The organism is Cupriavidus sp. PB-02, from assembly GCF_058252315.1.
On record NZ_JBXPSX010000003.1, the window covers coordinates 48583 to 66373 of the forward strand.

A 17791-nucleotide genomic window follows, 5' to 3' on the forward strand; every position below is an offset into this window, starting at 1 on the left:
GACACCCCATGCCATATCAAACCACCTTGAGGCGGTTGGCAACCGCGCTGGCGCTTGCCTGCGGCGGCGCCTCCTTGCATGCCACCGCTGCTACAACCGCGGAGACGCCCACGCGCATCGTTATCGGATTTGCGCCCGGTGGCGCGCTGGATATTTTTGCGCGCACGCTTGGCGAGAAGCTGCGCGTATCGCTTGGCACGCCGGTCCTGGTCGAGAACCGGCCCGGGGCTTCGGCGCGTCTGGCGCTGGAGAACGTCAGGCGCGCTGCGCCGGACGGCAGGACGGTGCTGATCTCGCCGGCACCGCCGTTCACCATCTTTCCGCTCACCTATAAGCGCCTGCCTTACGACCCGGATAAGGACTTCGTTCCCGTTGCCTACCTGGCCGATGTGCCGCTGGTGGCTTCCACCAGCGTCAACCAGCCATACCGGACCATGCAGGAATACCTGGCCTGGGTGAAGCGCGAGCCCGGCAAGGGCGGCGTTGGGCTGGTCACCTTGGGCGGCAGTATCCATTTCGGCGTGTTGTCGCTCAGCAAGGCTATCGGCGTGCCGCTGTTGCCTACCGCCTATCGAGGCGCCGTGATGATGCTGACCGACGAGATCGGTGGCACGCTGCCGCTCGGCATCGATGCGGTGGCGGGTCAGATGGAACTGTACCGGGCAGGCAAGATCCGCTTCCTCGGCGTGACCGGTACCCGGCGCAGCGCACTGCTGCCGGAAGTGCCGACGCTTGCTGAGGCCGGCGCACCGGGCTTCGAGACCGCATCGGGCTGGTATTCGGCATTTTTGCCGGCCGGTACGCCGCCCGCCACCGTCGCCAGGATCGAGAAGGCCATGTTGGAGGCGATCAAAGACCCAGTGGTGCGCGACAAGATGGCCGCGCTAGGGATGGAAATGAACGGCCAGTCCGGCGCAGCGCTGCGCAAGCTCATCCTGGACCAGCGTGCGCAATGGAGACCTGTGGTCGAGGCGTCCGGGTTTACTGCGAGCGACTGAATGTGGGTGAATAGAGCGCGCCCCGGCTCATTCGGGTTCGCGCACCCGCGACGGCCGCCCTGCCGGCATGATCCGGAGGAACCACGGTGTCGGGCGAGGCAGGTGCGAGGGACGTAAGCGAACGGTCCCTTTTTGCATCGGCCTGGGAGGCCAAACGGAGGCGAGAAAGAATCGCCTTCGTGACTAAAAAGAACGCTGGACAGCGCCAACGACTGTTCCCAAGGTCTAGTGGGAAGCGGAGGAAGCGGCGAGCCGGAAACAACATAGCCCTTCGCCGTGACGAAGGGCCTTTGTATTTGTACTACTGGAGCCGCGATGGCCTATAGCTTGCGAATCTTCGATGCTTGTGGGCCTTTCTGGCCTTGCGTGGCTTCGAACTCTACTTTCGCACCTTCCTCGAGCGACTTGAACCCGGTACCTTGGATTTCCGAGTGATGCGCGAACAGGTCTTTGCCGCCGTCATCCGGCGTAATAAAGCCATAGCCCTTCTCATTGTTAAACCACTTCACGATACCTGTTGCCATCTCATCCTCGAAGCCAAAAGCATGCAGACTTGCATGCAAGGAAAAATTGTCAAGACTCGCTGAGCCCCGGTGCAAGCTTCGCTGCCGGTAGCTGCTCGTGCCGTTAGCATATCGCGCCGTCTCCCTGACGCCAAGCAACCCCTCGCTAGGGTTTACCTTTGGCGATGGGCAGCGAGTCGCGAGGGCGGGATGCTGGTGGGGTCTGATAGCCGCCACTCATTCAGCCATGTTTGTGCTGGACCAAGAACTTCGCATGACTGCCTCAGGTGAAATTAAAAATTTTCACATCAGAATTAAATCACTCGATATTGCCTGGCACTGGGCACGGCGCACGGAATAGTGAAGGCAGGCATTATGTTTGAAATGGTGCCACTCATACCGTTAGCCGATGGTATGCCTCGAATTCTTGCGACACACTGCTTGTAGAACATCGTTGCACGTGCGTCGGGAGTCGAGAAAAAGAAAATGATAAAGGATATGAGACTCCGCGCGGCCGGGGCGTCAGACATCCAAGCCATCTCACAGGTGCTCCGTTCCTGCGGTTTGCCCGGCAGCGATGTGGACCCCTCGGCCCGTCTCTACAGTCTGGGTCTCCTAGGTGAGAAGGTAATCGGCTGCGCCTGCGGCGAAAAATATGGCGAGATGATCATCATCCAGGCCGTTGCGGTTCTAAGTGAGTACCGAGGCCACCAGGTAGCCACCCATCTTCTCGGGGCCATCTTGATGCGTGCCCGCGCCAGTGGCTGCACCAGGGCTGCAGTGCTCACGTCCGACCATCCCACGTTCTTCGCCCGCTTCGGCTTTACGCTTACGGCCTTGAACGACATGCCACAGGAAATGCAGTTGTCGATGGAATTCCTTCGACGCTTTGGTGCGAGGACGCATTACATGTGCCGTCGACTCGACTGAACCCTCGGTCATTAGGACTATCTCAAACCGCGGTACGGTGCAATTGGGAGAGCCTACCCTGAGCGTGTTACGAAACGCCAAGTATCCATCCTTCGAGGGCCGCGCGTTCGCGCTCCTCGAGTGTCAACGGCGGATTTCCGGATCCATCTTCGGGTGGTCGATCCCGATGCGCCTGGCGCGTACTTGGCGGGTATTAATGTGACGGCGCGACCTCCACCACTCAGTGGACCCAATGCGGACGATTACCCACCCCCAAGCCGCGGAGCTGAGCGCCAGAACTGAGCGCCTGAATACGGACAACAAGAAGCATGGCTTGGCCCGCCCGGCGATTCCCGGGCGGGCCATTTTTCTTGCCAACGGGTGTTGGCGCCGCCACGCAGCGAAATACGACGTCTTCAGATAACTGAATGAGCAAAACGGTATTAGACGCCGGGAAAACCGCGTCCCTATACTCCCTCCACTGATTTGCCATGACGCAAGCGACGCCGGTACGCTATGCAGAACGCCCGGCCTCGCCGACAAATACAAGATAACGAGGAGACAACAGTGGTCCAGACGTATCACTTGAATGTGGCCGGGCGTCGCATCCCACCGGCCAGCGGCCGTATGCTGCAAAGCACCAATCCTTTCACGTCCCAGGTCTGGGCCGAGATCCCCGATGCCAGTGCCGAAGACGTAGCCGCCGCGGTGGCAGCCGCCAATCGCGCCTTCCGTGAAGTCTGGCGGGATACGCCGGGCGTCCGGCGCGCCGAGATGATGCTGAAGCTGGCCACGCTGATCGAAAGCCAGGCAGCCCGCTTGTCGCGCATCGAAAGCACCGACAACGGCAAGATCGTGCGGGAAACCCGCCCGCAGATGCTGTGGGTCGGCCGCCAGTTGCGCTACTTCGCGGGCTATGCCGACAAGCTATTCGGCCAGCATGTGCCGCTAGATCAGCCGAACACGCTTGACTACCTCTCGCTCGAGCCCTTTGGCGTGGTGGCGCTGATCACGGCGTGGAATTCGCCGCTGGCGTTGCTGGCCAACAAGCTCGCCCCGCCGCTTGCCGCCGGCAACTGCGTGGTGGTCAAGCCGTCCGAGCATGCGTCGGCATCGACGCTGGAGTTTGCCGCGCTGGTGGAGGAAGCCGGCTTCCCGCCGGGCGTGTTCAACGTAGTGACCGGCGGCGCCGAAACCGGGCGGGCGCTGGTGGAGGATCCCGGCGTCGCGCTGGTGAGCTTTACCGGCAGCCCGCAGGTCGGGCGCGAGATTGCCGCCATGGCCGGGCGCCGGCTGGTGCCCGTCAAGCTGGAGCTTGGCGGCAAGTCGCCGAACATCATCTTTGACGATGCCGACCTGGACAAGGCCGTGGTCGGCGCACTGGCCGGCATCTTTGGCGCCACCGGCCAGACCTGCGTCGCCGGTTCGCGGCTGCTGGTGCAGCGGGGGGTGCTGGACCAGGTGGTGCCGCGCCTGGCGGAGCGCGCGCGCAATATCCGTATGGGCGATCCGCTCGATCCCGCCACCGAAATGGGCACCGTCGCCAACGAACCGCAGTTCCGCCGCATCCTGGCCGCCATCGAGCAGGCCAGGGAGGCCGGTGCGCGGCTGGTCACCGGCGGGCGCCGTGCCGAAGGCGCCGGGCTGGGGCAGGGCTATTTCATCGAGCCGACCATTTTTACCGACGTCGACAACGGCAGCCAACTCGCACAGGAAGAGATCTTCGGGCCCCGTGCTGGCGATCATCCCGTTCGATACCGAAGACGAGGCCGTACAGTTGGCCAATGACAGCCGCTACGGGCTCGCCGCCGGCCTGTGGTCGCGCGATCTCTCGTGCGTCATGCGCGTGTCGCGGCAGCTGCAATGCGGCTCGGTCTGGGTCAACACCTATCGCGCCATCGCCGCCCAGGCACCCTTCGGGGGCTTCAAGGAGTCCGGCAACGGCCGTGAACGCGGCGAGGCCGGCTTGCGCGAATACCTGACCACCCGCAATGTGATGATCGATTTCTCCGACGAGGTGCGCGATCCCTTCGCGATCCGCACCTGACCCCCGCCGCAAGGAGAACCCCCATGAAGACCAAGCAAGGCGAAGCCCCGCAAGCGGGGCCCCGCGAGATCAGCCGGCGTCAGGCCCTGGCGCTGTGCGGCGGCGCCCTGGCGCTGGCGGCCGGTGCCGTACCGTTCGCGTCAAGGGCCACGGGCACTTACCCGTCGGGACCGATCAGGCTGGTGGTGCCGTTTCCGCCAGGCGGATCCGTCGACACCGTCGCGCGCACCCTCGGACCCCAGCTGCAGGAGCAGCTCGGCCAGCCGGTCGTGATCGAGAACCGCCCGGGCGCCAGCAGCGTCAGGCGCCCGGCTCGGTCGTATTGGAAGCATCGGCATCGATCCAGACGCGCGTGGACGCGCCCACGCGCGACAAGCGCATCTGGTACGTGTAACGCTCCGGGTGATAGAGGCCGACCAGGAACTGCACGGGCCTGCCATGCCGGTCCGAGACGACGCGCGACACACGCAACAGCGGCACGCCGGGGGCGATGCGCAGGATGCGCGCCACGTCGAGGTCGGCCACGGCGGCACCGAGGGTCTGGTCGGCAGAGACAACTTCCACCCCATGCCGCTCCAGCGCCACGAGCATTGGCGTGTCCTGCAAAGTATGGCGATCGAGCGCGCCGGCCAGCTCGCCGGGAACGAACACCTCGGTTTAGGCAATCGGCTGCGCCTTGAACTTGCGCACGCGCACCACCTTGAGCACGGGCGCCCCGGGGGCCAGGCCCAGCGCTGCACTGACGGCCGGCGGCGCCGGCATTCGCTTCCATTCGAGCACGGTCACGCGCGTGCGCATGCTGACACTGACGATGTTGTCGAGCAGTCCGCTGCGCACGGAGGCGGCCGGTGCATCGTGCCGGAAGGTCGGCACCGTGCCCTTGCCCCGCAGCCGGGCGACCAGGCCCTCCTCCTGCAATCGCGCCAGCGCCGAGCGTACCGTCACGCGCGCCACGCCGAATTCTTCGGCAAGTTGCCGCTCCCCGGGCAAGGGCATCCCCATTTCGTAGAAGCCGCTCCGGATGCGGTCGCGCAGGATCAGGCGGACCTGCTGGAAGCGGGGCAGGTCGGGATTGGCGTCGAGTGACATGGGCGGATGGGGCGACCTGAGGCCTTGTGCGGCCTTGGGCGGCCTTGGGCGGCCATGCCGCCACGGTACGCCCTCGGTGCCTCGGCGACAAGTGCTACCGGGGCCGAGTTCAGGCGGCCTATTCGTATCGCTTGCCCAGCGCCAGCATCTGCGGCGTGCCGATCATCTCGTTGAGCGCCTGGAATGACAGCATCCGATCCAGGTACGGCGTGGTGGTGCCGTGCGAGGCCAGGCTTTGCAGGTAGTCACGCAGCGCGAAGCTCAGGGCCCGCACGGTCCCGCCGGGGAAGATCACGATGCGGAAGCCGATTTCCTCCAGCTCCGGCGCGGGCAGCACGGGCGTCTTGCCCCCTTCGACCATATTGGCCAGCAGCGGCGCGCGGCCGCCCAGCCGCGCGATGGCGGCGCTCATGTCATCGCGGCTGCGCAGTGCTTCCACAAACAAAACGTCGGCGCCGGCCTCGGCATAGCGCTCGGCGCGTTCGAGCGCCGCCTCCATACCCTCCACGGCCACGGCGTCGGTGCGTGCGATGACCAGTGTGTTCGCATCACGGCGAGCGTCGCAGGCTGCGCGGATCTTGCCCGCCATCTCGGTTGCGGCAATCACTGACTTGCCGTCGAGGTGCCCGCAGCGCTTCGGCATCGCCTGGTCTTCGAGCTGGATTGCCGATGCCCCGGCGCGCTCCAGCACGCGTACGGTCTGCATCACGTTGAGCGCGTTGCCGAAACCGGTATCGGCATCGACGATCAACGGCAGCGCCACGCGTTCACGGATATTGCGGGTGACGGACGCCACGTCGTCGAGCGACAGGAAGCCGATGTCCGGCCGACCGAAGCGCGTATAGGCGAGGCTGGCGCCCGACAGGTAGGCGGCCTGGAATCCGGCCTGCTCGACCAGCAGGGCCGAAAAGGCGTCGTAGACGCCCGGTGCGGTAACGATGCCGGGTTGTTGCAGGCGTTGCTTCAGCGTCATGATGTGGTTTCGGTCACGGAGAGTTGGCCTGTCGCGATCTTGCGCATCAGGTGCGGCACGAGTCCGCCGTCGCGGATCATAGCCACCAGGTGTGGCGGAATCGGCTCGCATTGTAGCGGCGAATGGTCTTCGACGATGACCTGCGCTGTGCCGATGTCGCAGCCGACGCGCCGGCCGGTGGCCATCCGCGGCAGCGCGGGGCACGTTAGCAGGGGCAGGCCCAGGTTGAAGCCATTGCGATAAAACAGGCCGGCGAACGAGGGCGCCACGACGGCGGCAACGCCGAGATGGCGCAGCACCTCCACGGCCTGCTCGCGCGAGGATCCCGCGCCAAAGTTGCGCCCGCCGAACACGATGTCGCCGGGCTGCACCGCGGTGGCGAAGGAGGGATCGACCTGTTCCATGCAATGGCGGGCGATCTCGTCGATGCCGAACTTCATGTAGGCGCCTGGCGCGAGCAGGTCGGTATTGATGTCGTCGCCAAATACCCAGGCGCGACCGGTATATTGCGCAGTGCGTTGATTCACGCCAGCCTCTCCCGTGGATCGGCGATTCGGCCCGCAATCGCCGACGCGGCCGCCGTGTAGGGCGAGCCCAGGTAGACCTGCGACGATGCGGCGCCCATGCGCCCCTTGAAATTGCGTGCCGTGGCGCTGATCACCACGGTGTCTTCGCCAAAGCGGTGTTCGCCGTAACCGGCGCAGGCGCCGCACGCGTTCGGCAGCAGTTCGGCCCCGGCGTCCAGCAGTGCGCCGAGCGTGCCTTCCTGCGCGGCTTGCGCCTGGTCAGCGGCGCTTGCCGGCGCCACCAGCAGCCGGGTATTGCGTGCCACGCGCTGGCCGCGCAACACCTCGGCCGCCATGCGCAGGTCTTCGAGCTTGGCGCCCGTGCAGGCGCCGATATAGGCGATATCGACCGCCACGTTGCCGAGGGTATCGACGTCGCAGGCATCGGCAGGCGTACCGGGCCGCGACACCTGCGGCGCCAGCGACGCGGCGTCGAAGTCGTGCGTGGCGAGGCAGGCGGCATCGGCATCGGACTGCCAGGCATCGATATCGATGGACGCTGCGTCGACGCCCGCTGCCAGCAGCCAGTCGCGTGTGACCGAGTCAGGAGGGACCAGTCCGACCTGCGCGCCCAGCTCGGCGGTCATGTTCGCCAGCGTCATCCGTTCCTGCATCGACAATGCCGACACCGCGGCACCCGTGTACTCCACGGCCTGGTACTGGCCGCCGTCCATGCCGAACTGCGTGCACATACGCGGCATCATGTCCTTGGCCGACACGCCGGCGCGCAGTTGGCCGTGCCATTGCATGCGGATGGTCTGCGGCACCCGCACCCAGATCTCGCCGGTCACCAGCACGCCTAGCATCTCGGTGGCGCCGATGCCAAACATGTAGACGCCGAACGCGCCGCCCGTCGACGAATGGCTGTCGCCGCCCACGGCGAACATGCCGGGACGCAGGTAGCCTTTCTGCGGCACCACCACGTGGCAGATGCCTTCCATGTCGTGGAAGCGCGCCACGCCGGTGTCCCTGACCCAGTCGCGCGCGATCTGGACGATCTTGCGGCTGTCCTGGTCATGGGCCGGCACGTAGTGATCGGTCACCACCACGACCTTGGCCGGATCCCATACTTTGGCGCCGATTTTTTGCAGCAGCGGCTGCACGCGGCGCGGGCCGCCCGAATCGTGCATCATCGCCAGGTCCACGCGACAATTGATGATCTCGCCCGGCGTGACCTGGTCGCGGCCGGCCGCGCGGGCCAGCAGCTTCTGCGCCAGTGTCTGTGCCGACGTCTGTGCCAGCTTCTGCGCCATCATTCCACCCGCGTGCCCGATGCCTGGATGACCTTGGCCCAGTGCTGGATATCCTTGCGCACGAACTGCGCGAACGCCTGCGGCGTCATGCTCACCGCGGTGGCGGCCTCGGTTTCCATCCGCTGCTTGTAGGCGGGATCTTCCACGGCGATCTTCACGGCACGATAGATCTGGTCGGTGACCGCCTGCGGCAGCCTGGCGGGGCCGAACAGGCCAAACCATGCCGACGACTCGAAGCCCTTCACGGTGCTGCCGACGGCCGGCACGCCCTGAAACTGTGGCAACGGCTCCTTGCTGCTGACGCCGAGGATCTTGAGTGCGCCGGTCCTGGCATGTGGCAGCACGTTGACGGTGCTGGCGAACATCAGGTCCACAGTGCCGCCGAGCAGGTCGGTCAGTGCGGGGTTCGTGCCTTTGTAGGGAATGTTGAGGATGTCGGTGCCGGTCTGCAGCTTGAACTGCTCGCTGGCCAGGTGCAGCGACGACCCCTGCGCACCGATGGCAAAGCTAAGCTTGCCCGGATTGCGCTTCGCGTAGTCGATCAGGCCTGCGGTGGTGTAGAACGGCACGTTCTTGCGCGCCACCAGCACGCTCGGCACGCGCGCGACCATCGAGATCGGCGTGAAGTCCTTGACCGCGTCGAACGGCAGGTTCTTGTAAAGCGACGCGTTGATGGTATGGCCGGTGAAGCTCATTAGCAGCGTGCTGCCGTCCGGGGTGCTGCGCGCCACGAATTGCGCGGCGATATTGCCGCCGGCGCCGGGCTTGTTGTCGACGACAACGGTACGCTGCAGCGTCTCGCCCATCGAACGGGCGATCAGGCGCGCCAGTGCATCGGTGGTGCCGCCGGCGGGGCTGCCGACCACGATTGTGATCGGCTTGTCCGCCGCGGCCTGCGCCACGGGGGCCATCACGGCCAGGGCGGCCAGCGCAGTGCTGGCGAGAATCTTTCTTCTGCTGAAGGGCATGTCTGTCTCCACGGCTGTTTCTTCTCCCGAAGGAGTCAGTGGGACTCTATGCCTCGCCGCTGTGCGACTCAATGGAACCGGGTGGTCCTATCGATGGGACCAGTTTGACGGTGCAGGTTCTGTCATTTGCGATAGTCAGGCCACGCAAACGGCACAGACGAAGCGGAGAGCCTACGTCCTGTGGATCCACCGTGTACGAAGTCGCTCTTGGGTGGCCTCGTGCCGCCCATCCGCTTCGTTGTGCAGGTAAGCGCTGGTAGCGATCGAGGCACGTCCAACGTTGTCGAGCACAAAACGCAGGTCAACCCGCTGGTCGGTCACGTGCGAGCCGGCGGTGTGGCGCCGCCAGTGGTTCGAGGCACTGGCCAGCACTGCGGCCTGCGTCGCCCATCGTCCTGGTCGGGTAGCCGTACCGCATTGCTGCGGTACGGCCCCCTAAGAACCGTACGTGCGCCTTTAGGAGCATACGGCTCAAGCCTCTACAAAGGCATCTGTCGACACCCGGTGGCACAACTTCTTTTCAGGCGTATTGCGGAGTTCTACGGCAATTGAGATGGTGCACTTGAAGGTTGCTTGCTGCATCCGTCCCGCCGTCAGTTTGCTTCACAATATGCGAAACATCCCAGCGGGTGTTCATTGTGATGGGCTGCTGACAGTTGGAACACATGCCATCTTGCCTTAGCCAGACACGGTACAGCTTACCGTGCCCTCGCGCCGAGTTCAGCATCTTCTGGCCCCATCGGGATTCGAAGTACGGCGCCCAGTGCGGATCGTGCGGATTGGCGCTCGCCTTGATCTTGACATGCCGTTTGATTGGCGTGTCCGATACCTTCAGCAAGGTGACCTCTCTTGTCGTGCCATCCTCTTTTTTTTCTGTGGCGGCAAATACCCAGTCCCGGAGACCTTTGGTTTTGAAGTATTTCGTTTTTATCCATCGGGCGCCTTTGTTAGGGTGCCTTCTTGCCGCCCATCGCCATAGCATTGACCAGACTCGTGATCAACCCGATCGAAGGTTTTCTTGGCGACTACATGGCTGTGATAATTCGCCCATCCTCGTAAAACAGGATTGAGCAGCCTTATCAGGCTCGCCTGTTTAGCCGTCTTGTTGGCCTTGATGATTTCACGAATTTTGTCAAGATGCGCCTTGACGTTCGCTTTCGACGGTTTCATCAGTAGCTTGCCGTTGTACTTGCGAATGTTCCATCCGAGAAAATCAAACCCCTCCTTGATGTGCGTTATCCTGGTTTTTTCTGGGGATAAGACCAGCCCGCGTTCCGCCAGAAATTCAGCTACTGCCGGCCTGACTTCATGTTCCAGCCACTCTTTCGAGTGGCCGGTAATAATGAAATCGTCCGCGTAACGCACCATGTTAATTTTCAGTCCTCTCTGCCTGGCTCGCGGAAATTTTTCCGCTAGCCTAGCTTCGAGGCCATCGAGCGTCATGTTGGCTGCCACCGGTGAAATGATTCCCCCTTGCGGGGTGCCGGCGTCAGTGGGGAAGAGTTCGTTTTGATACACGTAGCCCGCTTTGAGCCACTTCTTTAGGATCACCTTGTCCGTGGGGAGATTGGCGATCATCCAGTCGTGGGAAATTTTGTCGAAACAGCCTTGAATGTCAGCCTCCAGCACCCATTCCGCACTCGCCTTTTTCGCCAGAGAAATGAAGCATTGTCCTCCAGCGTCAGCAGTTGAGCGTTCCGGCCTGAACCCATAAGAGTTCAGGTCCGCAGTGGTTTCCGCAACGGGTTCCAGCGCCAGCAGATGTAGCGCCTGCATGGCGCGGCATTTCATCACGGGGATGCCGAGGGGCCTCGTCTTGCCGTTTTTCTTCAGAATAAAAACCCTCCGAAGCGGAAGGGGCGAATAACCCCGCCTCTTCAACGACGCAATCGCGTTGGCCTTTGCCGCCGGTGTTTTCCACGTTACCTTGTCCACACCGGGGGTGTTCCTGCCTTTGTTTTCAGTCACCCGCTTGACGGCTAATGCACGGCCGCTGAACGAGTGGGTCAGCAGCCATTGCAGGGCTTTCACCCTGTTATGGCGGCCGGCCTGTACCGCCTTCACCATACGCGACTGCAGCCTTCTTACCTGACGTTGAACATCGGCCCAATTGATGCCGTCCCACGCCACGCCAGAAGGTGCACGCGCCCGTGTTGCTGCACTCATTTGCTTTCCTTCCGTATAGATGATTCTGCAAACTCTCTGGTGAGGAGAGACCATGAGGAAGTCTGCCCGCTTTCGCGTCGGGTGATGTTGCAACCCGTATCCCGTCCATTACAGTCGGGCATTCGCTTTTTCCCCGATCCTGTGCCCGCACCGCCATGGGCAGGCCTCGCAGCCTGCTGTCCCCGAAGGGAGCGATACGGGGTTTCCACGTTCCGCTTACGGAAGTACGTCGGGTTAGGTGCCTGCTCTGGGCCGGAAGGTATATGGGTCACGAACGCGTAATCGAGAAACGCTGTTCCCACCTCCAGTACCGTTTGGTTCGAGCGCAATAGCCATTTCCGCTCGTTCAACATAACGACCCTGTTGCAGATTCAAATGTTTTCACCATACCGACTATCTGGCACTCATCCGGCTTATGGCTGCCAGAAGGGTACGCCTCTCGCGATTGATACCCCGCGCCTTGCGGCGCTTCGTTACGTTGTCAGAGCCGCTCTTGATTCAGGCTCCTGGATTCACCGGGTGACACCGGTGGTTCACTCCTTCTATACGGCGAGAAGGGCGAACAACTTCTGTAAGCGACTTCGTGTCGCACCTCGACGATGTCGTTCAGGTACTTGACCCGGAGAACGACGATGGGCGTTTCCCGTTTGGTGTTGATGTCGTACATGTAGGTCTCGTCCATGCGCCAGCTCCTTCCCACTGGGCACTTGCGACGACGAACACACTTTGTGCCGTGCCGGCAGTAGCTTCAGCGCCCAGCGATGGGCGGTCGGGTGTTGGCCATTAGCACAACACCCGGCACTGCGCCGCCAGTACGAGCGGTGCCGCGCTCAGCGCCGCCACCGTGTCGAAGGGCACTCCCTCGGCCAGGCCAGTGACCAGCAACCCTCCGCCGGGCTGCACGTCGATCACCGCCAGATCGGTGTAGATGCGATGCACCACGCCGATGCCGGTGAGCGGATAACTGCAGCGATCAACGATCTTAGGCTGGCCGTCGTGGGTAACGTGCTCCATCATCACGAAAAGCCTCGGCGCCCCTACCACCAGGTCCATGGCACCGCCTACTGCGGGAATCGCATCGGGGCCGCCGGTCGACCAGTTGGCCAGGTCGCCCGTGGCGGAGACCTGGAAGCCGCCCAGCACCGTGATGTCGATATGGCCGCCGCGCATCATCGCGAAGGACACAGCATGGTCGGAGATGGAAGCGCCCGCCAGCAGCCCGATCGGCGCCTTGCTGGCGTTGATCAGGTCAGGATCGGTTGCGCCCTCGCGGATCATCGGACCCATGCCGAGGATGCCGTTCTCGCTGTGCAGGATGATCTCCCGGTCCGGCGGCAACTGGTCAGACACCAGCGTCGGCATGCCGATGCCGAGATTGACGCAGCTGCCGTCCGGGATATCGGCGGCCACGATGCGCGCCATGGCATGGCGGCTGAGTCGGAACTGCTGGATCGGCGGCATCTCACGCGGCATGGCGTTCTCCGGTCTGCACCACAGCCTCGACGAAGATGCCAGGCGTCATCACTTGTTCCGGCAGCAGCGTGCCCAGCGGCACGATCTGGTCGACCTGGACGATGGTGTGGCGGGCTGCGGTGCACATCACAGGCCCGAAGTTGCGGCCCGCATAGCGGTAGGTGAGGTTGCCCCAGCGATCCGCGCGATGCGCCTTGACCAGCGCGAAGTCGCCGCGCAGGGGCTGCTCCAGCACGTAGCCCACGCCATCGATCTCACGCGTTTCCTTGCCATCGGCCAGTGCCGTGCCATAGGCGGTTGGCGTGAAGAACGGCCCGAGTCCGGCGCCGGCGGCGCGCATGCGCTCCACCAGCGTGCCCTGCGGCACGCATTCCAGTGCAACCTTGCCGGCGCGGTAGGCTTCGATGAAGGCTTCGGCATTGCTCGAACGCGGATGGGAGCAGACCACCTTGCGTACGCGCCCGGCGCGGATCAGCGCCGCGATGCCCGTGTCGCCGTTGCCGGCATTGTTGTTGACGATGGTGAGTTCGCACGCGCCTTGGGCGAGCAGTGCGTCGAGCAGTGCGCCGGGAATGCCAGAGCCGCCGAAGCCGCTCACCAGCACGGTGGCGCCGTCGGGGATGCAAGCCACTGCCTGCTCCAGTGATGTCACAGTCTTGTCGATCATGTCGCGCGTCTCGTGGCGGTCCGAATAGTCGGCGGGCCGGTGGGCTATTGCAGCGGAATGCCGGTGTCCTTGACCACGCGTGCCCAGCGCTCGCGCTCGCTCTTGATGAAGTTGCCGAAGTGCGCGGGCGTATCGCCGCCGGGCACGCCGCCCAGCTCCGCCAGGCGCGATTTGACCTCGGGCTCGGCCAGGATGCCCGACACGGTCTTCTGCAGCCGGTCGATCACGGCCGACGGCGTGCCGGCTGGAGCCACCAGGCCGAACCATGCGGTCACCTGGAAGTCGTCCAGGCCGGCTTCCTTCATGGTGGGCACATCGGGCAGTTCGGGCACACGGGTGGCACTGGTTACGGCCAGCGCGTGCAGCTTGCCCGACTGGATATGCGGCAGCGAGCTGGGCAGGTTGTCCACCATCATGGTGACCTGGCCGGCGACCAGGTCGGCCACGGCCGGTGCCGCGCCCTTGTAGGGCACATGGATGATGTCAGTGCCAGTGCGCTTGCGGAACAGCTCGCCGGACAGATGGACCGACTGGCCAGTGCCCGACGAGGCAAAGGAAAGCTTGCCGGGCTGGGCCCTGGCCAGCCCCACCAGCTCGGCTACCGTACGCGCCGGCACCTTGGCATTGACCACCAGGACATTGGGCACCGACACCACCATGGTGACCGGCGCAAAGTCCTCCGCGCGGTAGGGCAGCTGCCGGTACAGGCTATAGTTGATCGCATTGGGGCCGATATTGCCCATCATCAGGGTGTAGCCGTCGGCGGCAGACTGCCTGAGCGCCTGCGCGCCGATAATGCCGGCGCCGCCGGCGCGGTTTTCCACCACCACCGGCTGGCCTAGCAGCTCGCCCAGGCGTTTGCCGACCAGGCGCGACGCGATATCCGTGGTGCCGCCCGCGGCAGCCGGCACGATCAGCCGGATCGGCTTGTCGGGGTATGCGGCCAGCGCGGCGCCCGGTGCCGCCATTGCCGCCACGCCAACCGCGCCCGCCAGGCCGGTCGCCACCATTGCCAGCTTGCCGCCCAGCAGCCGCAGCCTGTCGAGGGCCAGTTTCATCGTCGTCTCCTTGTTGGCCACGCCGTGGCGTGCACCGTTCTTGTTCGTTCGCTCTGTTGCCGCGCCACGATACGGTAAGTGGAGCGCGCCGGCATTGGAATTCACGATTCAGAAAAGGACCCTTCGGTCTGACGAAACTCATGCATACGCGGGAGAGCACGGCTTTTGCTGTTGAGGGAAGCCGTTAAGAAGCCCGGGATGTCGGGGGGCAACGGAGCAAGCTCACCGCGCCAGCCTGGGAAGATCATCGCCGTGAGGGGCGAGGCCGGCAGCACCGTGACGCGCGGGGCACCGTTGCTGGTGATGGAGGCGATGACAATGGAGCACACCATCTGCGCGCCGGCCGACGGCGTCGTCAGTGAAGTGCTGTACGGCATCGGCGAGCAGGTGACAGAGGGTGCCCAGCTCCTGGCGTTCAGTACCTGACAGGCCGGCAAGGAGGCGCAACCTGCATGGGATGGCTTGAGGACGCGTCAGGCGTCAGCCGTGATATCGACGTCGCGGGTCTCGCGGAAAAGCCAGCGACCAGCGACACGATAGTCCAGCCCAGCGGATACCACAGCCCGGAGAAGACATTCCCCGTCTGCGCCGAGATGGCGAACACAAAGGTTGGCAGGAGTCCGCCGACCCAGCCGGTAGCCAGGTTGTAAGGCACGCCCATTGAGGTATAGCGGATGCGTGTCGGGAACATCTCGGCCAGGGCAGGCCCGATCGTCATCACCGTCAGGATCGAACTGGCGAAGAACAGTACCAGCAGGAGCAGGACCTTCGGCGCGTCGAACGCGTTCGGATCGCTCGTTGCCGGATAGCCGTTCCCGTGCAGCGCCGTGCGCAGTGCCTGCGCCAGCTGATTCGACTGGGCTTTCGCCTGTTCCGGTGCGATGCCGCCGGCATCGTAGGCATTCACGATGTCGTTGCCGATCCGGATTCGCGCGGTCGTGCCAGGCACGGCGTCGACGATCTGGTAGCTTGCGCCAGTGCTGGCCAGGGCCTGCTTGGCCGTATCGCACGACGAGGTGAACTTGCGGTTACCCAGCGGATTGAACATCAGCGAGCATTGCGCACGATCCGCAGCATTGCGGTGTCCCCCTCTGTATGCTGTCCGCGCTGGAGAACGGCAAGGGCGTCAATCTCGAGCACGCCCTGCGTGTGATGGACGGACTGGGTTTGAACTTGTCGTTCCCAAGGCCCATGCGTCTTGGCTCGACCAGTCAGCGGCTCATGCGGTCAAGATCGGCGAGGATCACCGATGCCCTGACCGGCGCGCCGGATGTTACTGGCGATGGTTGCGCGGCGGCGTCACTTCTCACAAAAACAGAGCAGACCTAGGGCGCAGCCTGCACATGCTGGACTTGGCATGGCGTTCCAATTCGTCTAGACTAGTCAGGTAACTAGTCTCTCTTGGGGCGAACATGAAAGCATGGCCAGTCCAAGACGCTAAAGCGCGTTTCAGCGAATTTCTCGATGCCTGCCTGTCCGACGGGCCGCAGATGGTCACCAAGCGCGGGGCGGAGGCGGCTGTGCTGGTGTCCGCGGCAGAATGGCGCCGATTGCATGCGGCGGCCAGGCCGTCGCTGAAGGAACTGTTGCTCGCTGATACGGCCCGAACGGAGTTCCTGGTGCTGCCCCGTGGCGGGGCGCGCCGCCGCCCTATTGAGCCCATCAGCTAACCGCCATGTACCTGTTGGATACCAATGTCATCTCCGAGTTGCGCCAGCCGCGTCCCCATGGCGCGGTGGTCGCTTGGCTGCAGTCGGTCGCGGACGCCGACTTGTTCCTGTCAGCCGTGACCCTGGGTGAGATCCAGGCGGGCATCGAGCTTACGCGGGATCAGGATGGCGCTAAAGCGGACGAGATCGAGCAGTGGGTGGATCTGGTTGCGGACACCTACAATGTGCTGCCGATGGACGCTGAGACCTTTCGCCTGTGGGCGCGCCTGATGCATCGGCGCTCCGACACCTTGTACGAGGACGCGATGATCGCGGCGACGGCCAAGCAGAACCATCTCACCGTCGTGACGCGCAATGTCAGTGATTTCGCGCACTTCGGCGTCGCCCTGCTGAACCCGTTCGAGGCCGCGCGGTGAGCCGCGAGGATCCACCATGACCAACTATCGTTACGAATCGACCCGCGCCCGGCCGCACTGGGTGGCGGCTGGCGGCTGCGCCTGCTCGAGAACGGCGAGGAGGTCGGCGGCGGCGTCTTTGCCGCCGAGGCCGACGCCGATCCGCACGCCGGCATGGCGTGGTTCAATGCGCTGACGGAGCCGGAGCGCGCACAGTGGCTACAACAGGCCCGGCAGTGCCCGGCCCGTTGATGCCTGAGCGGGGCACCTGAACGCCGAAGCCTTCAACGAGGCCGAGGCCAGCGCCCAGGATTGGCTGACGTCGCGGCCGCGGTAGGCAGGGCGCCGCCAGCGCCTTCCTGGCCATGGCGTCACGATTGACGCCCTGGCGGCGGTAGTGGCCCCCCATTGCTGCTGCATGGCTATCCTCAGTCACGCATGGCATGGGCGGCTTCGAAATGCAGCTCATAGGGGCGCGTACAGTCATACACGGCAAAGTCCCCTATCCCCAACATCGCGTGTTTGCGCAGCATGCTGTCAAAGGGAAAACGGCGGCGCCCGATAAAGATAGCTATTGCAGTCCGCGTGGATCGTCGGCATAAGGTGTTTTCACACCCATTGGCATGATGGACCGGTCATAATATTCGGTGCAGCATTTGACGAGCCCGTTTTCGTCAAGGTCGAGAATAATGACAGCGCGGGCTTTGAAAGCGCGATGAGTTGGCTGCATCAGGTTCTCGCCTGCTCCAAGCGACTCTCCATCGAATGTCCCAGTCCCTTCGTAGAGAAGAGTTGCCGTCATGTCGTCGACAAGCACCCGCTCGAGCTCGGCTTTGAAGTCGGGGACTGCAGCGTGCCATTTGCGGTGATGCAGCCGGACGAACTCGCGCCCCTGCCGCGCCAGCCCCCAGGAAGGATCGACATACAGGCCATCCTCGGTGAAAAGGTTAGCAAACGCAACCGAATCAGGTTGCTGGAGTTGGTCAAGCCATCGGGTGGCGATATCGGTAACGTTCATAAGATTTAAGGGGAGGGTAGAGGTATCGACCCGAGCAC

The 17791-nt window shown here is 63.9% G+C and carries 18 protein-coding genes and 4 pseudogenes; 8 read left to right on the plus strand and 14 right to left on the minus strand.

The genetic code is table 11. The annotated features are described in order from the left end of the window. Window positions 1-8 precede the first annotated feature (8 nt). The gene (locus AC10V3_RS34535; RefSeq protein ID WP_022540477.1) at window positions 9-998 is read left to right on the plus strand and encodes a tripartite tricarboxylate transporter substrate-binding protein; all 990 of its coding nucleotides are present in this window, start codon (window positions 9-11) and stop codon (window positions 996-998) included. 320 nt (window positions 999-1318) lie between these two features. Here the strand turns inward: AC10V3_RS34535 and AC10V3_RS34540 are convergent, their stop codons facing one another. Then, a complete protein-coding gene (locus tag AC10V3_RS34540; RefSeq protein ID WP_022540476.1) occupies window positions 1319-1522 on the minus strand; it encodes a cold-shock protein in 204 nt (67 codons plus the stop codon). Between the two features lie 477 nt (window positions 1523-1999). On the opposite strand from AC10V3_RS34540, the gene AC10V3_RS34545 reads away from it, so the two are divergent. From AC10V3_RS34545 to AC10V3_RS34555, 3 genes are all read left to right on the plus strand, one after another. Further along, window positions 2000-2431: a GNAT family N-acetyltransferase gene (locus AC10V3_RS34545; RefSeq protein WP_490924415.1), complete on the plus strand. Its 432-nt coding sequence runs from the start codon at window positions 2000-2002 to the stop codon at window positions 2429-2431. Between the two features lie 546 nt (window positions 2432-2977). Then, on the plus strand, window positions 2978-4198 hold the full coding sequence (locus tag AC10V3_RS34550) for an aldehyde dehydrogenase family protein (RefSeq protein ID WP_490924416.1): 1221 nt from the start codon (window positions 2978-2980) through the stop codon (window positions 4196-4198). Then, complete coding sequence (locus AC10V3_RS34555) at window positions 4143-4457, plus strand: aldehyde dehydrogenase family protein (protein WP_490924417.1); 315 nt, start codon at window positions 4143-4145, stop codon at window positions 4455-4457. The genes AC10V3_RS34550 and AC10V3_RS34555 overlap by 56 nt, the downstream gene beginning before the upstream one ends. A gap of 300 nt (window positions 4458-4757) precedes the next feature. Here AC10V3_RS34555 and AC10V3_RS34560 read toward each other — a convergent pair. The 11 genes and pseudogenes from AC10V3_RS34560 to AC10V3_RS34610 all read right to left on the minus strand — a co-directional run bounded on the left by AC10V3_RS34560 (window position 4758) and on the right by AC10V3_RS34610 (window position 14622). Next, window positions 4758-5546 (minus strand): annotated as a pseudogene (locus tag AC10V3_RS34560) (GntR family transcriptional regulator). A 118-nt stretch (window positions 5547-5664) separates the two neighbouring features. After that, entirely contained in the window at window positions 5665-6519 is an 855-nt protein-coding gene (locus tag AC10V3_RS34565) for an isocitrate lyase/PEP mutase family protein (RefSeq protein WP_022540474.1), read from the minus strand. Continuing rightward, entirely contained in the window at window positions 6516-7046 is a 531-nt protein-coding gene (locus tag AC10V3_RS34570) for a LeuD/DmdB family oxidoreductase small subunit (protein ID WP_022540473.1), read from the minus strand. The genes AC10V3_RS34565 and AC10V3_RS34570 overlap by 4 nt, the downstream gene beginning before the upstream one ends. Further along, window positions 7043-8341, minus strand: a complete 1299-nt coding sequence (locus AC10V3_RS34575) for a 3-isopropylmalate dehydratase large subunit (protein WP_051370066.1) — start codon at window positions 8339-8341, stop codon at window positions 7043-7045. Before AC10V3_RS34575 ends, AC10V3_RS34570 begins: the two co-directional genes overlap by 4 nt. Beyond that, the gene (locus AC10V3_RS34580; protein ID WP_041682324.1) at window positions 8338-9306 is read right to left on the minus strand and encodes a tripartite tricarboxylate transporter substrate binding protein; all 969 of its coding nucleotides are present in this window, start codon (window positions 9304-9306) and stop codon (window positions 8338-8340) included. Before AC10V3_RS34580 ends, AC10V3_RS34575 begins: the two co-directional genes overlap by 4 nt. Before the next feature lie 520 nt (window positions 9307-9826). Beyond that, a pseudogene (gene ltrA, locus AC10V3_RS34585) lies at window positions 9827-11472 on the minus strand (group II intron reverse transcriptase/maturase). 481 nt (window positions 11473-11953) lie between these two features. Beyond that, on the minus strand, window positions 11954-12154 hold the full coding sequence (locus AC10V3_RS34590) for a hypothetical protein (protein WP_454754282.1): 201 nt from the start codon (window positions 12152-12154) through the stop codon (window positions 11954-11956). Then, window positions 12137-12248, minus strand: a pseudogene (locus tag AC10V3_RS34595) (IS6 family transposase); the annotation flags it as partial. The gene AC10V3_RS34590 and the pseudogene AC10V3_RS34595, both read right to left, overlap by 18 nt. Window positions 12249-12255: 7 nt before the next feature. Then, window positions 12256-12945, minus strand: coding sequence for a 3-oxoacid CoA-transferase subunit B (locus tag AC10V3_RS34600; protein WP_022540470.1), 690 nt, complete (start codon window positions 12943-12945; stop codon window positions 12256-12258). Beyond that, entirely contained in the window at window positions 12935-13612 is a 678-nt protein-coding gene (locus tag AC10V3_RS34605; RefSeq protein ID WP_022540469.1) for a 3-oxoacid CoA-transferase subunit A, read from the minus strand. The genes AC10V3_RS34600 and AC10V3_RS34605 overlap by 11 nt, the downstream gene beginning before the upstream one ends. Window positions 13613-13656: 44 nt before the next feature. Then, the gene (locus AC10V3_RS34610; RefSeq protein WP_041682435.1) at window positions 13657-14622 is read right to left on the minus strand and encodes a Bug family tripartite tricarboxylate transporter substrate binding protein; all 966 of its coding nucleotides are present in this window, start codon (window positions 14620-14622) and stop codon (window positions 13657-13659) included. 260 nt (window positions 14623-14882) lie between these two features. Between AC10V3_RS34610 and AC10V3_RS34615 the strand changes: the two are divergent. Beyond that, window positions 14883-15096 (plus strand): annotated as a pseudogene (locus AC10V3_RS34615) (acyl-CoA carboxylase biotin carboxyl carrier protein subunit); the annotation flags it as partial. Here the strand turns inward: AC10V3_RS34615 and AC10V3_RS34620 are convergent. After that, on the minus strand, window positions 15086-15718 hold the full coding sequence (locus AC10V3_RS34620; RefSeq protein WP_022540466.1) for a hypothetical protein: 633 nt from the start codon (window positions 15716-15718) through the stop codon (window positions 15086-15088). The pseudogene AC10V3_RS34615 and the gene AC10V3_RS34620 overlap by 11 nt on opposite strands. Before the next feature lie 47 nt (window positions 15719-15765). Between AC10V3_RS34620 and AC10V3_RS34625 the strand changes: the two genes are divergently transcribed. From AC10V3_RS34625 to AC10V3_RS34635, 3 genes are all read left to right on the plus strand, one after another. Then, window positions 15766-15999 (plus strand): hypothetical protein, encoded by a 234-nt coding sequence (locus AC10V3_RS34625; RefSeq protein WP_022540465.1) that lies wholly within the window; start codon window positions 15766-15768, stop codon window positions 15997-15999. Between the two features lie 83 nt (window positions 16000-16082). Continuing rightward, window positions 16083-16340 carry a type II toxin-antitoxin system Phd/YefM family antitoxin gene (locus tag AC10V3_RS34630; RefSeq protein WP_022540464.1) on the plus strand — a complete coding sequence of 86 codons (258 nt, stop codon included), beginning with the start codon at window positions 16083-16085 and terminating at the stop codon, window positions 16338-16340. Between the two features lie 5 nt (window positions 16341-16345). Next, window positions 16346-16756, plus strand: a complete 411-nt coding sequence (locus AC10V3_RS34635; RefSeq protein WP_022540463.1) for a type II toxin-antitoxin system VapC family toxin — start codon at window positions 16346-16348, stop codon at window positions 16754-16756. A gap of 550 nt (window positions 16757-17306) precedes the next feature. Here AC10V3_RS34635 and AC10V3_RS34640 read toward each other — a convergent pair. Then, window positions 17307-17753, minus strand: coding sequence for a nuclear transport factor 2 family protein (locus AC10V3_RS34640; RefSeq protein ID WP_349608142.1), 447 nt, complete (start codon window positions 17751-17753; stop codon window positions 17307-17309). Between the last annotated feature and the right edge of the window lie 38 nt (window positions 17754-17791).

Excerpts from the sequence above, each read along its gene's own strand:
- AC10V3_RS34565 (WP_022540474.1), bottom strand. The coding sequence starts at position 6,519 with ATGACGCTGAAGCAACGCCTGCAACAACCCGGCATCGTTACCGCACCG.
- AC10V3_RS34540 (WP_022540476.1), bottom strand. The coding sequence starts at position 1,522 with ATGGCAACAGGTATCGTGAAGTGGTTTAACAATGAGAAGGGCTATGGC.
- AC10V3_RS34610 (WP_041682435.1), bottom strand. The coding sequence starts at position 14,622 with ATGGTGGCGACCGGCCTGGCGGGCGCGGTTGGCGTGGCGGCAATGGCG.
- AC10V3_RS34625 (WP_022540465.1), top strand. The coding sequence starts at position 15,766 with ATGCTGTCCGCGCTGGAGAACGGCAAGGGCGTCAATCTCGAGCACGCC.
- AC10V3_RS34635 (WP_022540463.1), top strand. The coding sequence starts at position 16,346 with ATGTACCTGTTGGATACCAATGTCATCTCCGAGTTGCGCCAGCCGCGT.
- AC10V3_RS34590 (WP_454754282.1), bottom strand. The coding sequence starts at position 12,154 with ATGGACGAGACCTACATGTACGACATCAACACCAAACGGGAAACGCCC.
- AC10V3_RS34580 (WP_041682324.1), bottom strand. The coding sequence starts at position 9,306 with ATGCCCTTCAGCAGAAGAAAGATTCTCGCCAGCACTGCGCTGGCCGCC.
- AC10V3_RS34545 (WP_490924415.1), top strand. The coding sequence starts at position 2,000 with ATGAGACTCCGCGCGGCCGGGGCGTCAGACATCCAAGCCATCTCACAG.
- AC10V3_RS34620 (WP_022540466.1), bottom strand. The coding sequence starts at position 15,718 with ATGTTCAATCCGCTGGGTAACCGCAAGTTCACCTCGTCGTGCGATACG.
- AC10V3_RS34535 (WP_022540477.1), top strand. The coding sequence starts at position 9 with ATGCCATATCAAACCACCTTGAGGCGGTTGGCAACCGCGCTGGCGCTT.
- AC10V3_RS34605 (WP_022540469.1), bottom strand. The coding sequence starts at position 13,612 with ATGATCGACAAGACTGTGACATCACTGGAGCAGGCAGTGGCTTGCATC.
- AC10V3_RS34630 (WP_022540464.1), top strand. The coding sequence starts at position 16,083 with ATGAAAGCATGGCCAGTCCAAGACGCTAAAGCGCGTTTCAGCGAATTT.
- AC10V3_RS34600 (WP_022540470.1), bottom strand. The coding sequence starts at position 12,945 with ATGCCGCGTGAGATGCCGCCGATCCAGCAGTTCCGACTCAGCCGCCAT.
- AC10V3_RS34575 (WP_051370066.1), bottom strand. The coding sequence starts at position 8,341 with ATGATGGCGCAGAAGCTGGCACAGACGTCGGCACAGACACTGGCGCAG.
- AC10V3_RS34640 (WP_349608142.1), bottom strand. The coding sequence starts at position 17,753 with ATGAACGTTACCGATATCGCCACCCGATGGCTTGACCAACTCCAGCAA.